General features: G+C 66.6%; 15 protein-coding genes and 1 other annotated feature. Of the genes, 9 read left to right on the top strand and 6 right to left on the bottom strand.

Going from position 1 to position 12,484, the window contains the following annotated elements; translation table 11 throughout:
- The first annotated feature begins 13 nt into the window (after positions 1 to 13).
- Positions 14 to 547 carry a DUF6879 family protein gene (locus ACZ5HG_RS12970; RefSeq protein WP_464176898.1) on the top strand — a complete coding sequence of 178 codons (534 nt, stop codon included), beginning with the start codon at positions 14 to 16 and terminating at the stop codon, positions 545 to 547.
- Positions 544 to 1,401 carry a helix-turn-helix domain-containing protein gene (locus tag ACZ5HG_RS12965; protein ID WP_464176896.1) on the top strand — a complete coding sequence of 286 codons (858 nt, stop codon included), beginning with the start codon at positions 544 to 546 and terminating at the stop codon, positions 1,399 to 1,401. The genes ACZ5HG_RS12970 and ACZ5HG_RS12965 overlap by 4 nt, the downstream gene beginning before the upstream one ends.
- 174 nt (positions 1,402 to 1,575) lie before the next feature.
- Here the strand turns inward: ACZ5HG_RS12965 and ACZ5HG_RS12960 are convergent, their stop codons facing one another.
- A complete protein-coding gene (locus ACZ5HG_RS12960; protein ID WP_464176894.1) occupies positions 1,576 to 2,250 on the bottom strand; it encodes a class F sortase in 675 nt (224 codons plus the stop codon).
- A gap of 6 nt (positions 2,251 to 2,256) precedes the next feature.
- Positions 2,257 to 3,489: a hypothetical protein gene (locus ACZ5HG_RS12955; protein WP_464176892.1), complete on the bottom strand. Its 1,233-nt coding sequence runs from the start codon at positions 3,487 to 3,489 to the stop codon at positions 2,257 to 2,259.
- A gap of 172 nt (positions 3,490 to 3,661) precedes the next feature.
- On the opposite strand from ACZ5HG_RS12955, the gene ACZ5HG_RS12950 reads away from it, so the two are divergent.
- From ACZ5HG_RS12950 to ACZ5HG_RS12925, 6 genes are all read left to right on the top strand, one after another.
- The gene (locus ACZ5HG_RS12950; RefSeq protein WP_464176890.1) at positions 3,662 to 3,940 is read left to right on the top strand and encodes a helix-turn-helix domain-containing protein; all 279 of its coding nucleotides are present in this window, start codon (positions 3,662 to 3,664) and stop codon (positions 3,938 to 3,940) included.
- 237 nt (positions 3,941 to 4,177) lie between these two features.
- A complete protein-coding gene (locus ACZ5HG_RS12945) occupies positions 4,178 to 4,981 on the top strand; it encodes a DUF2690 domain-containing protein (RefSeq protein WP_464176888.1) in 804 nt (267 codons plus the stop codon).
- Positions 4,982 to 5,080: 99 nt separating this feature from the next.
- The gene (locus ACZ5HG_RS12940) at positions 5,081 to 5,320 is read left to right on the top strand and encodes a hypothetical protein (RefSeq protein WP_464176886.1); all 240 of its coding nucleotides are present in this window, start codon (positions 5,081 to 5,083) and stop codon (positions 5,318 to 5,320) included.
- A gap of 87 nt (positions 5,321 to 5,407) precedes the next feature.
- A protein-coding gene (locus ACZ5HG_RS12935; RefSeq protein ID WP_464176884.1) for an IS3 family transposase occupies positions 5,408 to 6,645 on the top strand; the annotation gives its coding sequence in 2 pieces (ribosomal slippage) (positions 5,408 to 5,687 and positions 5,687 to 6,645; 1,239 coding nt in all).
- Positions 5,686 to 5,799, top strand: a sequence feature (AL1L pseudoknot). It overlaps the preceding gene by 114 nt.
- Positions 6,646 to 6,918: 273 nt before the next feature.
- Positions 6,919 to 7,245, top strand: coding sequence for a histone-like nucleoid-structuring protein Lsr2 (locus ACZ5HG_RS12930; RefSeq protein ID WP_464176882.1), 327 nt, complete (start codon positions 6,919 to 6,921; stop codon positions 7,243 to 7,245).
- A 125-nt stretch (positions 7,246 to 7,370) separates the two neighbouring features.
- The gene (locus ACZ5HG_RS12925) at positions 7,371 to 7,805 is read left to right on the top strand and encodes a hypothetical protein (RefSeq protein WP_464176880.1); all 435 of its coding nucleotides are present in this window, start codon (positions 7,371 to 7,373) and stop codon (positions 7,803 to 7,805) included.
- A gap of 36 nt (positions 7,806 to 7,841) precedes the next feature.
- Here ACZ5HG_RS12925 and ACZ5HG_RS12920 read toward each other — a convergent pair whose 3' ends face one another.
- The 4 genes from ACZ5HG_RS12920 to ACZ5HG_RS12905 form a co-directional block, all read right to left on the bottom strand.
- Positions 7,842 to 8,144: a DUF7662 domain-containing protein gene (locus ACZ5HG_RS12920; protein ID WP_464176878.1), complete on the bottom strand. Its 303-nt coding sequence runs from the start codon at positions 8,142 to 8,144 to the stop codon at positions 7,842 to 7,844.
- Between the two features lie 74 nt (positions 8,145 to 8,218).
- Positions 8,219 to 8,350: a hypothetical protein gene (locus ACZ5HG_RS12915; RefSeq protein WP_464176876.1), complete on the bottom strand. Its 132-nt coding sequence runs from the start codon at positions 8,348 to 8,350 to the stop codon at positions 8,219 to 8,221.
- Entirely contained in the window at positions 8,347 to 9,249 is a 903-nt protein-coding gene (locus ACZ5HG_RS12910) for a hypothetical protein (RefSeq protein WP_464176874.1), read from the bottom strand. The genes ACZ5HG_RS12915 and ACZ5HG_RS12910 overlap by 4 nt, the downstream gene beginning before the upstream one ends.
- A gap of 73 nt (positions 9,250 to 9,322) precedes the next feature.
- Entirely contained in the window at positions 9,323 to 10,618 is a 1,296-nt protein-coding gene (locus ACZ5HG_RS12905; RefSeq protein WP_464176872.1) for a PIN-like domain-containing protein, read from the bottom strand.
- A 197-nt stretch (positions 10,619 to 10,815) separates the two neighbouring features.
- Here ACZ5HG_RS12905 and ACZ5HG_RS12900 point away from each other — a divergent pair, with 197 nt between their 5' ends.
- A complete protein-coding gene (locus tag ACZ5HG_RS12900) occupies positions 10,816 to 12,165 on the top strand; it encodes a hypothetical protein (protein WP_464176870.1) in 1,350 nt (449 codons plus the stop codon).
- Positions 12,166 to 12,484: the final 319 nt, after the last annotated feature.

Here is a 12,484-nt window from a genome sequence, read left to right as displayed (position 1 = left end):
CCGCCCACTCTCGATGGTTCATTATCGAACAAAGGAGGCGATACTGATGCCAAGTACAATTGATAATTTTCGCCGCGCCGCGTTCCGGGTCGAAGCCCTCCCCGAGTACACCGTAGACGGTGGTCGCAGTCCGGCGATGGTCCATTTCTATGAGCATGGCGAGCTCCCCAAGGGGCATAACAGCGAATGGGTGGATGTAGTCTCAGCTGCCGTGAATCGCGGAGCCGTGATTGAGAGACTGCGCCTCGTGTCTTCGCCTCTGACGGAGTATGAGCGCTACGAGATTACCGCCGGATATGGCCCGGGCGTGAAAGCCGGCGAGCGTATTCGGATCGCAGAACGTCGGCACGTCGCAGCGCCCCAGGACTTTTGGGCATACGACGACGATGGCATCGAGTGGCTCGAGTACGATGCGAAGGGCGGGTATCTGGGAGCGCGCTTGAGCGAGAGCGACGACAAGGATCGAGCGCTCGTCGCTTCGTGGCGGCGGGTGTTCGACCGAGCGACACCTCTCGACGAGTTTCTCCGGTCTATGCTTCCAAGGTGAACCTCGAAGATTCCGTCGGCGGTGCCCCGCTGGTGCGCCTTGGAAACTTGCTGCGAGACGCACGAGTCTCACGGTCCATAACGGGCGTGAGGCTTGCGTCGATCGCTCATTTGAGTCAATCTAGGATTTCGAAGATCGAGACAGGCAAGTACGGACTGCCGGACCGGCGAGACCTTGAGTCCATCGTCGAGTCGCTAGGCGTCTTTGGTGAGGAGTCTGCCCGCATCTGGCGGCAGTACGAGATCGCCCAACTCAGTCCAACGTCGTATCTTTCAACGGGCTCAGATGGACTCGCGAGCAAGCAGGGCCAAATCGCCACGCTCGAACAATCCTCCGCACTCATCCGCGTGTACCAGATTGCGGTTATACCTGGCCTTCTGCAGACCTATGACTACTCGCGAGAACTCTTCCTCGCCCTAGGCCACGATGCTGAGTCCGCAACACGCGGTGCCGATGCAAGGCTGCGCCGACAGGCCGCGCTTCGTGCGCCGGGAAAACGGTTCGTATTCGCCTTCCACGAAAGCACGCTCTACTCTCCTCCGGGATCCCTTCGGCGTTCCGAACATCGGATTCAGCTTGACTTCCTTAAGAGTCAGACCTATCTCGAGAATGTGCGACTCGGGATTCTCCAGGCGCGCAAGCCGTACCCGCTCGCGGTGGGAAATCCGTTCTGCATCTTCGATCGACGATATGTGTCCGCGGAGACAACGATCGAAGAACTCGTGTCCACCAGGGATATTGAGATTCGCGAGTACGAGGCGGCGTTCGAGGAGATCGAGCAAAGTGCCACCTCCAATGAGGGATCTCGGGAAGTGATAGCGCAAGCACTTGTGGCGTTTGCCCCTGAGGGCTGACATGCGCTTTATCATGAACGATCGGTCGCCGTGATGTCCGGGCGCTCCATTGGTCGGCAATGAGCATCTGATCATTAAGAGCGAGAAGTCGTCAGACGAACCCGGGGTCATCAGAGTGCCTCTCCAGGTGGCAGGCCGCTCGCATGATCTTGGGTACACTGCGATTTTGAGACCTCAAGGGTCGATCTGCTGCGCCACGACGACGTTGTTCATGGTTGTCGGCCGTGTGCCCTGGTCATCGTCTCGATGGCACCCAATCAGCACTAGGCGGCCTGGGACGGCGTCTGTTACTTCGGGCGTGCTTGGGAGGTCTTCCTTGAGTACGGGCGCCAAGATCTCGCTGACCCGGTACCGGAGCGTCCCCGCCCCTGTTATAACCACGATCTCGTCCCCTACCTCGGCCTGTGCGAGCTCGTTGAAGACGGCCTCCAGCCGTGAGACATGCCCATAGAGGTAAACGGTGTTGTCGGCTGGGTCGGCGGGCGTTCCCCCGCCAGCCCACCAGGCCACGACGTCCCGGTGGGGCGGGTCCACCCAGCCGTCAGCCGCGGCGACCATCGCGTCGGTGTACTCCTCGACCGCAGCATCGATGCCGAGCGATGGGACCTGAATACGCGTCGGAGGAGCCGGCGGCACCACCACCTCGGGAGCGGTGGCGGTCGGCGTTGGTGCGGGTGACGTCGGGCTGGGTGTGACGCTGGGCGTCGCCGTCGAGGCCTTTGCGCTGTCTGCGGTGCCCGTTCGGCTGTGCCAGACGGTCCACCCGGCGGTGGCTCCGAGCATGAGGCTGCCCACCAGCCCCCAGATGATGAGTCGTCGGCGGGGGCTGGTGGGCTGCTTCGTGGTCACGCTCGATCAGGCGGCCGTGTGGGAGCGGCGGCGCAGGAGCACCGTAGTGAGGCTGGCAGCCAGGAGCACGCCGGCACCGCCAGCAAGCAGCGGTCCGGGCGAGTTCGCGCCCTCATCGAGGCCGGTGGCGGCCTTGGGCACAGTGTTTGTGCCGGTCGTGATGGTGATGTCGTCCCACCCGATCAGGGCACCGGCGGCGTCAAGCACTGCGATCCGGTGCGCGCCCGCCGGCAGGTTGGCGGGAATGGTCACCGAGATGGTGCCGTCAGCGGCGACGGTGCGCTGCCCGAGCGCTGTCGGGGTCGAATAGATCCAGGCGCTCACCTGTTGGCCGGCGTGGTTCGTCCCGACCGTCACGGTCACGGCCGAGCCACGCACGGCGCTCGAGGGCACGCTGACCGACCCGCGGTTGGCCTCGGTCAGGGTGGACTCATCCACCGGTGACACGCCATCGGTGGCCGTGGACGCGCAGGCGACGGTCACCGTGGTGTCGATCAGCGTGATCGGGGGACGTGAGGTCGACCACGGGCCGTTGGAGCCGGGACCCAGGTCGTAGGTCTCGACGTGCAGCGGGTACTCACCGTCAGCGAGCGGCGCGAAGTCGAGCGTGGCGCTGGTGGGCCAGGCATCCACGAAGTTGTCGTCGGAGTCGTCCACGCCCCCGACCCCGTAGATGAATCCCCAGTCCTTCGTTCCGGTGAGCGTCAGTGCGAGCGCACCCGCGCCGTCCACGCAGCTCAGCGCGTAGGTCGCAGTCGGGTCCGTCTGCGTGCCGGCATCGCACAGTGCGATGGTGCGCGTCTCATCGGCGAGCTCGCGGACGAAGGCGTTGACTCCGTCCTCGCCATCGACGAAGTAGCGCAGGTGGAAGCGGTAGCTGATGCCAGGCGAGATCGTGACTGACATCTGCTGCACCGCACCGGGCTCAACCCAGTGGATCGAGCCGATGTTGCCGCCTCGGTCGGGCGTCTCTTCGTACTCGAGGTCAAAGCCACCGCGTACATCCGAACCGATGTTGTTGAACGTCAACTGCACCGTGGCCGTGTCGCTGCTCGTCGCCACGCACGACGACGACGGGTTGCCGACCCACGCCGACGGCTGCATCTCATCCTCAGCGCTGGCACCGCTCGCCCCCGGCACCAGCAGCGCCGCGCCAAACACCAGCGCAGCGATGACCCGTCCGGCTGGTCCACGTCGGCTTCGACTCTGTGTTGTTGTGATCTGGTCCCGCACCCGCATGAACACTCCCTTGTTGGTAGCGCGGCGAACCTGTCTCGGCCGCGCTGATGCTGTGAACTCTTCGCCGCGCAGGACGTCTCGCCCGACCGGCTGTTCCGGTCGACGTCTGCACGCCCGAGTATGCACGCTATAGCGTGCAACTCCTAGTGCTGCTTCAGGTCACGGTTGTTTGGTGACCGGAGCGAAGACCGATGAGTGGGCGGACTACGCCCGCCGCCTCGGCATCGCGCTCAACCGACGTCGCCACGAGGTGGGGCTCTCGCAGGAACGGTTGGCGAACGCGGCTGGCCTCACCCGCGGCTACTATCAGCAGCTCGAGCAAGGGGCCTCGCGCACCGGGCGGGTCGCCAACCCGACACTTCAGAACCTGATCGCCCTCGCCCAGGTGCTTGAGACCACGGTCGAAGTGCTGCTTCCGTCCGAGCCCCCGGACATGCGAACCGGACGCTGACCACGTCCCTTGCCTGCCCCGACGCTCTGTGCGCTGGTCCGCGTGGTGAGTGCCTCCCTTCGGTCCTTGCTCCAGGCGCGCACCTGGCGCACTGTCAGCCTTCGATGAGCATGGCGCGGGCCCCTCGATTCCTGGTGCCGTCCGAGCCCGAACGGACACTTCGGAACGCTCTGATCTGGTACTTCTGTGCTCGGCGCGCGTCGACCGCGTCCATGTCCCCGGCCACAGGGAGCCTTGGTGTCACAGCAGACCACCCGCGAAGATCGATCCACCTCGGACCCGTCCGAGGGCGACAGCCTCGAGCGCTTCGCGAGCGATCTGCGGGAACTCCGGCGCGCGGCCGGCAACCCCACGTTGGCGGCGTTGGACCGCAAGAGCGGGATCTCGAAGTCCGTCCTGTCCGATGCGCTCAATGGCAAGGCTCTTCCGACTGAGCGCACAGTCGAAGGGCTTGCGTACGCCCTAGATGCCGACGTGGCCGGGTGGATCGAGCGTCGACGAGCGCTGGACCCGGGTGCCCGCGCGCAGCGCGATGCCTTTCCGGCGCGAGCGGCGGTTGTCCGCAGCCGAACCGCGGTCGGGTTGGCGCTCGCGAGCGCGGTGGTCGCATCCGCTCTGACACTTGCGGGAGCCTGGGTGGCCTGGGGGCCAACCGCCACGACGTCGGTCGAGCCGAAGTTCGTCGTCGAGAACGGGACCGATCCAGCCAACACGCCATGCGTCGATGACGCCGTGGTGGTGGCTAGCGAGACGCGGGAGCGTGACACCCAGCTGCAGATCGTCTACTCCGAGGCGTGCCACGCCGCCTGGGCGAGGATCACCCGCTACGACGGCGCGTCCGCCGGCAACACGATCTCCGCCAGCATCTACCGACAGATCGCACCGGACGCCGGTGATCGGCAGGACACGACCGAGCCCGACGCCCAGAGCGCGTACACGACCCTGATCGTGCGCGAGACCCCGCAGACCAGGCTCTGCGCCTCCGGTGCGGTGACCCTCGAGGGTGAGCGGATTGATCTCGGCTCACCCGTGTGCCTGTAGACGGAGCGACCGCGGTAACGAATTGTGAGACCGACTCGGCTTTCGCCCACGGCACGTCTTGCTGAGCGGATATCCTGCGAGGTGTGCACAACGGGGTGCATGCGCCGACCGAGGGGGAACGCGATGCCGTACTACTGCGTCAACAAGAACGCCCAGCCAGGGTCCGGGGACCACGAGGTGCACGACCTCGGCTCCACCAAGGGATGCCTGCCCGACTCGGCCAGCCGGATCGATCTCGGGTACCACTCGTCGTGCAGTGGTGCGGTCGCGGCCGCGCGGAGCTACTACAGCGACGTCAACGGCTGCTACTACTGCGCGAACGACTGCCACACCACCTGAGGTCTAGCGCCGGGCCGTGGTGATCCGGATGCGGTCTGAACCGCCCCGGCTTCCATGGAGGCTCTCAATCCACGGAGGATGAGGGTCATGGCTGCACCGAGGAAGTACCCGGACGAGCTGCGTGAGCGCGCGGTCCGGCTCGTGCTGGACGCGCGGAAGGACCCGGTGACGCGCCCTGGGGCGTGCCGGCGGATCGGTGAGCAGCTCGGGATCAACCCCGAGACGCTGCGCGGATGGGTCAACCAGACCGAAGTCGACGCCGGCGACCGGCCCGGGACCACGACGAGCGACGCCCAGCGACTGGCCGAGCTGGAACGAGAGAACCGGGAGCTGCGGCGGGCGAACGCGATCCTGCGCAGTGCGTCGGCTTTCTTCGCGGCGGAGCTCGACCGCCCGTCCACCAGGTAGTCGAGTTCATCGACGCCCACCGCACCGAGTTCGGGGTCGAGCCGATCTGCGCGCAACTGCAGGTCGCCCCGAGCACGTACTACGCGGCCAGGTCCCGCCCACCCTCGCCGCGGTCGGTGGCCGACGCGGAGCTGACCGAGGTGATCGGCGTCGAGCACGCCGCGAACTACGGGGTCTATGGGGCGCGGAAGATGTGGCGGCACCTGCACCGCCTCGGGCATCCGGTCGGGCGCTGCCGGGTCGAGCGGCTCATGCGGGCCGCTGACCTGCGCGGAGCGGTTCGCGGCCGAGCCAAGCGCACCACGATCCCGGGCAAGGACGGCTGCCGAGCCGGTGATCTGGTCAACCGTGCCTTCGACGCCACCGCACCGAACCAGTTGTGGGTAGCGGACTTCACCTACGTCCGGACGTGGTCGGGGTTCTGCTACGTCGCGTTCGTCATCGACGTGTTCTCCCGGATGATCGTGGGCTGGAAGGCCGACACGAACATGCGCGCGGCCCTGGTCACAGACACCCTCGAGATGGCGGTCTGGTCCCGGGGCCGAGCCGGCGTCGCGGACCTGTCCGGGCTGATCCACCACAGCGACGCCGGGTCTCAATACGTCTCGCTGGCGCTGACCGAGCGCCTCGCAGCGCTCGGGATCCGGGCCTCCATCGGAACGGTCGCGGACGCCTACGACAACGCCATGGCCGAGTCGACGATCGGGCTGTTCAAGACCGAACTCATCCGCCGCCGCGGGCCCTGGCGGACCCTGGACGACGTCGAGATCGCGACCCTGGAGTGGGTCGACTGGTTCAACAACCGCCGCCTGCACACCGAGCTCGGCGACATCCCGCCCACCGAGCACGAGACCAACCACTACCGTCAGAACCCCGCGTCGACGACGCTGGAAACCAGAGAACCGAGCCTCCACTGAACCCGGGGCGGTTCAGTCTGGCCCGGGGCCGAGGGTTCGTACCGACGCTCGGGTGTTCTGCTCCCGCGGGTGCGTGTGCGATGCCCGATGGGGCGAGCGACATCCTCGGGTCGGGTGCTTTCGAGCGAACTGGCGGTACGCCGCAGGGGGATGACGCACCGCCAGTCCACCAACCATGGCGCAGTGACGCGTGCCTGGCCAGCGCCCTCGCCCGCTGACCCTCCCGTATGCTCTGGATTAGGGTGTCGCGCATCAACTCGAAGGAGAAATCTCGTGGCCCAGAAGGTTGTCGTTCAGCTCACCGACGACGTCGACGGCGGAGAGGCGGCCGAGACGGTCACCTTCGCACTGGATGGCGTGAACTACGAGATCGACCTGAACGAAAAGAACGCGAAGGCGCTTCGTGAGGCGATCGCGCCCTTCCAGTCGGCCGGCCGGCGCGTCTCGGCGCCGCCGCGCACCGCACCGCGGCGTGGTGTCGGGCGTGACTACGACCCGAAGGCAGTGCGAGCTTGGGCCGTGGCGAACAAGATCGACGTGCCGGAGCGTGGACGGATCCCAGGCGCGGTCATCGAGCAGTACCGAGCAGCGAACAGCTGACCCCCACCACTCGCCAGGAAGTCGAGGCGTCCACGACCGTGGAACATCCCGCCACGTGGACGTTCCCGCTCGATCCCAGGGCAACGCACATGTCGCTGGCGCCTGCGGAGAGTCCGGGGGACGTTGTGTTCGCGACCCCGAATGCGGTTGACGAGATCGTTGCTACCTTCCCTGCTGCGGACACGATGCCGGCCGACGTGGCAGCGCTTCTTGATCTCGCGCACAAGCTGCTTCGCACCAGCGTCGTGCACTACGAGTTCGCGGCTCTCGCGGTCGAGAAGTCGCTCCAGGCTGTCGAGCGAGCGGTGCGTGCCTGCCTCGGCGTGGCGGACGGCCGCTTCTACGACCTGATCGAGCAGCTGGGTCGGGAACTGCCACTCAGCGACGATGACCGAGAGTTCTTGCACGCCGCGCGCGAGCTCCGGAACTCGTTCGCGCACCCGCCGACGGCGCCGGCGCTGCCGCTGGTCATGGCGGTCGGGATGGTGCGCACGTCGCACGTGCTGATCGCGCGGCTCCACGCCGAGCGCCGAGCGGTCAGGGACACCGAGACGGACTGATCTCCGGGCTGGTCATCTGGCCTGAGGCGCTCGAGATCAGGCGTCGGTGGATCGTCGACGCAGGCGTGCATCGCGTGTGCCGCCGACAGCGCCGAGCGCGAACTGGACGTGCTCGCGCTCAAGCGAGACGCTCTCGACGTGCCAGCCGGCAGTCCGCCACGCGCGGGCCTGGGACTTGGAGTCGTTGCTCCACCAGACGCGCAGAGCGCGAGCGCTCGGCGGGAGCCCACCCACCAACTCGTCGAGCTGCTCGAACGACATCTCGTGGCTGCTCCGACCTCGTTCGGCGAACGCAGAGAGATGCTCTGTCAGGGGAGCGTACTTCAGCGGTCGAGGCATGAGCCGATCTTGGCATAGGCGACGGATCCCGCGTGTCGCTGAAGTAGCCGCGAGAGGGTTGCCGGGGGGCAGACCTACTCGGCGTGGTCTCGGCGCGTGTCAGGCTCGGCCGCTGCCTTGTCGAGCGCCTGGAGGATGGCGTCCATATCTTCGTCGCCCTCCGCGCCGTAGACGTTCAGCTCCTCTTGGTGGTACTTGCCGCTCATGGATTGGCTCTCCCCGCTGCTGGTCCGGGTCCGGTCTCCGTCCGGGGCGTGCGCGGCGTGGTGTCGCTGGATCGGTTCGCGCCGATGGCGCGAGGCTGGAGGCTGGGGAGATCGGTGCGCGGCAGGCGCAGCGCGTCGGCGATGGTCGCGGCGCGCACAGGAACGTAGTTCCCGTCCACGAACCTCCCGCCCCCAAAGCGGCGCATGAACTCCAAGGACGCGTCGTCGCTCAGCAGCGCGCTGTTGAGCTCGAGCGCCGTGTTGACCTCGTCGATCACCTGGCCCGCGGTAAGTTTGTCGACGGCGCCTAGGAGCAGGTGGAGATCGGGATCATCCTCGATCCGTACGTTGGACAGCCGATCCAGCTGCTCAGAGATGAATGCTGCCGCCATGAGCATCATGGCGAGGCGACGATAGGCCTCATCTCCGTTCATGGTCGACTTCGTGTCGCTAAGTACCTCATCGACGGCGCGGAAGAAGTCAACGGTTGCGGTCTGAGACAAGGCTGCGAGTTCGGTGCCGGCCTCATGATCGGTCGTGGCCGTCTTTTTCCGCCCCAACCTACTTCTAAACTTGCTCCACACGGTGGACAGCTGTGGAGCGGCGGTGTTGATCCACCACTGTTTGACGCGTGGTGCGGCGACGACGCCGGCGACTACCAGCGCGAGCGCGATCACCACACCGAGGTCCAGCTCTTCGTCTTCGGGGCTCGTCGCTTCAGTTGCCGGCTCGAACCGGCTCTCTCGCCGCTCGTCGTCTTCGTCGTCTGGATGGAACGTCGCATGGGCGACGAGGCTTCCGTCGCGGTCGTAGAGCAGTTGGCTGAAGCCGCCGTTTCTGGATCGTCCGGGGGTGAGATCGCCTTCGTCGTAACTGAATGTGCCTCGAATCTCAGGCATCCGTCACCTTGGGATCACAACGTCTGTCGCCCTGCTGATCGATGCCCAGCTTGCAGGAGGCGTGAGTGGCCACCTACGCGTCTCCTTGCAGGATCGTCACGACCTCATCGGGGATCTGGAATGCATTCGCTTCCATGCTGTAGTCGTAGCGAGGCCTCAACATCTCGGTGACATGGACGTCGACCTCGCCGGCTTCCTGGAGCTGACGCGAGAGTCTGCGGACGGGGCGTGTGAAGCCGCGGAGCATGCGGTCGGCCGGGTAGTCACCGAGCTCGTAGACCCGCGCGCGGTCGATGCGGCCTCCGCTGCTCGACGCTGCTCGGATGACGGTGGCCTGGACGGGCGCCTGCTGGTCGAGTAGTGCGAGCAGCTTCTCGACGGCGGGGGCAGTCCACTGCGTTGCACGGACAGGCTCGACTCCGTCTTCGCGGATGTCGTTGTCGGCTTCGAGCTGGCGGGATGCTTCGTCGAGCGCATCTGCGGTGATCGGTCCACCCCGAGCAGCTGCCTTCGTCATGAGGTCGAGCGGTCGCATGATGAACAGGCGCTTGCTCGCCAGGTCCCAGTACTCCTTGGAGAGCTCCGGGCGCGGGCCGACGATGTCGGCGCCGAAGCGGTCGTACCAGTCTTCCTTGACGTCTGAGGTCAGGATTAGGAGATCGAGCCCACGAGCGGCCGCCGCCTGGGTGGACTGCAGCCAGACCAGGTAATCACCCGACACACCTTCGGGGAGGTGCTCCTTATCGGTGACCTTCTCTTTGAACCCGGGTGGGATCTTCTTGTCGTGCCGCCGCTGGCCTTCCGCGACCGCTGCATCCCAGTCGTCGGCAGAGAGCGGGCCACCGACGCGGCCGCCCAGGAGGCGATCGAGCGAAGTCACGACGGGGTCTTGGTCGGTGGAGGGGTAGATCTCGCGGTCGTCGGCGTGAGTGTCTTCGATCAGCCGGGACAGCAATTCGAACTGGCGGCTGACGAGTGCCCGTGCTTGCTCGAGGTCGGCCTCGTCGAGTGCGACCTTCTTGGCCCAGTTCTCGATGGCGTCGCGCGTCGAACGTTCGTTGCCTGTGAGGTGGTTCTCGACCTCGGTCTTGGCGCGTGCCCGGTCGGCGAGTGCGGAGGTTCGGTTGCGCCAGAACTCCGTGATTGCTTGGTGTGAGACGAACACCCGGTCGCCGTAGCGCTCGAGCTCTTCGATCAGCGCAGTGCCGAACTCTTCCGGGTACCGGTAGAAGCCCAGCAGCACATTCGCGTCGAGAGAGACGAGCGCCGAGTCGAGTGCCTCGGCGAGCTCGGCGTCGCCCGGTGCGCGGTGCCCCTCGAAGCCGTCGAACAGGCCCGCACCGGCTGCCGAGTCAGTGTTCTCTCCCATGCGTTCGTGTCTACACGAGTGTCGTCCGCCGCGGGGCTACTTCACAGGCTCAAGTTCTACGGGCTGCTGGGATGTGCGACGTCGGGACGACCTGCCCGAACAGGCCCGCGGCGCCGCCCTGGAGTGATCGAATGGGCGCATGACTGCTGATGGCCGCACGGTGATCACCAATGGGACGTAACCCCGCCTACCTGAGCGTGGCCCAGTTCGATCTGCTGCGCTGGGTTGCGGACGGCTGCCCTGACGGCGTCTACGACGACACCTCGCACCGCGTCTCGGCGCGAGCACTGCATAACCGCGGTCTGATCAAGGTCGACGGTCGCGGCGCCACATGGTCGGCGATGGTGACGCCGGAGGGGACGCGGCGCCTGCAGGAGGAGGCCAAGCGAGTCGAGGCGGAGCGTGAGCGGCTCCGGCGTGAGGAGCAGGCTCGCGCCGAGCGGGAGCGTGCTGTTCAGCAGCTGCGCGATCGGGCTGTGGAGGTCCTCGAACGCGTTGTGGCTGCCGGCGGGCGGCTCGAGTTGGGCACTGGTGTCGACGAGCGCGAGATGGTGCGCATGGAAGACGTACTTCTCCGTGAGCACCGGGTGCCTGCGGGGGAGCGGCTGACTCACGAGCCGACGCGGATGGACCCGAGTTTGGGGGTGACGGCTTACCTCGAGCCGGACTTCGCCGCGCGGACGTCGGTGCGCGTGTTCGCCGTGCCCCGCCAGCTTCGTGACCCCCACCCAGCGGTTGTCGCGTTCCAGGACAAGCGCGCGCTGGTCTCCAAGGTTCAGATCCCTCGTGCGGCCAGGTTCCTGCAAGGGCTTGTCGACGCCGCGGTCTCGATGGGGTGGAAGGTGTCGGCGAAGGTCCCGAACATGTCCACGGGGCGTGGTGAGGTGCGTCCGGATCTGTCGCTTCGGGTGCCGTCGCGCGAGCTGGTGGTGACGATGCGGGAGCTCGACCAGCGGGGCCGGAAAGCGCAGGCGTTCAGCACGGTCACCGACTACTACACCCGCACGTCCCGGACGAGCGCGAACAAGCAGTTCCTCGCTTCGGGCCGCCTTGAGGTCACGGTCGGGAAGGCGTGGGAGTCGCAGGCCGTACTGACGCTGCGGGACACCGACGGCGCGACGCTGGAGGAGCAGCTGCCCGTCCTGATCCGCCAGTTGGAGATCGCCGAAGCGGAGGCCGCCTGGGCTCGGCAGGAGGGCGAACGGCGTGCGGAGATTCGCCAGGTCCGCTGGGAAGAGGTCAAGCGCGAGGCGTTCACGAAGGTGTCCTACGAGCGCAACGCGGCCCGGCTCCGCGACGAGCTCAAGCGGCGGGACGCGGCTGCGAAGATGCGTGCATACGTGCAGGAGATCGAGGCCTGGGCAGCGTCGCTCGGCCGGGAGGACGCGCAAGCTGCCCGGGAGTGGGCTGGCTGGATTCGCGGCCACGCCGAGCGAACCGACCCGATCCGCGGACCCTTGCAGGTCGTGACGGTCACGACGTGCAGCCACGAAGAGCTCGCGCCGCACATGAACGGGTGGAGCACGTACAGCGCTCACCGGGGATGACGACATGGTCGTGACTGTCTCGCCCCGGGTCTTGGTGGAGTGTAGGGGCTGGCCGCGACCGCAGAGGCACGTGAGACCCGATGCCGAACAAGGGGCGGCCGAGGCGCATCAACTCCAGGAAGACGGCTCCGCCGGTGAACGCGCCGTCGCGCTCGAGCGTAGGGACGACGCAGGCCGCAGGCGATCTGCGGGACACATCGACCAGGTCGACACACCGCGAACCCGCGCGCTTCATCACGCTCAACCGGGTGACGTGCACGTCCTTCCCGCTCAACAGCCTGCGCAAACTCGCGCGCCCCGCCTACGGTGGACCGGTCGT

This window comes from Cellulomonas sp. GTC20042 (assembly GCF_055389595.1).
Note: the sequence above shows the minus strand (reverse complement) of the source record. Positions and strands in the feature narration are given on the sequence as shown.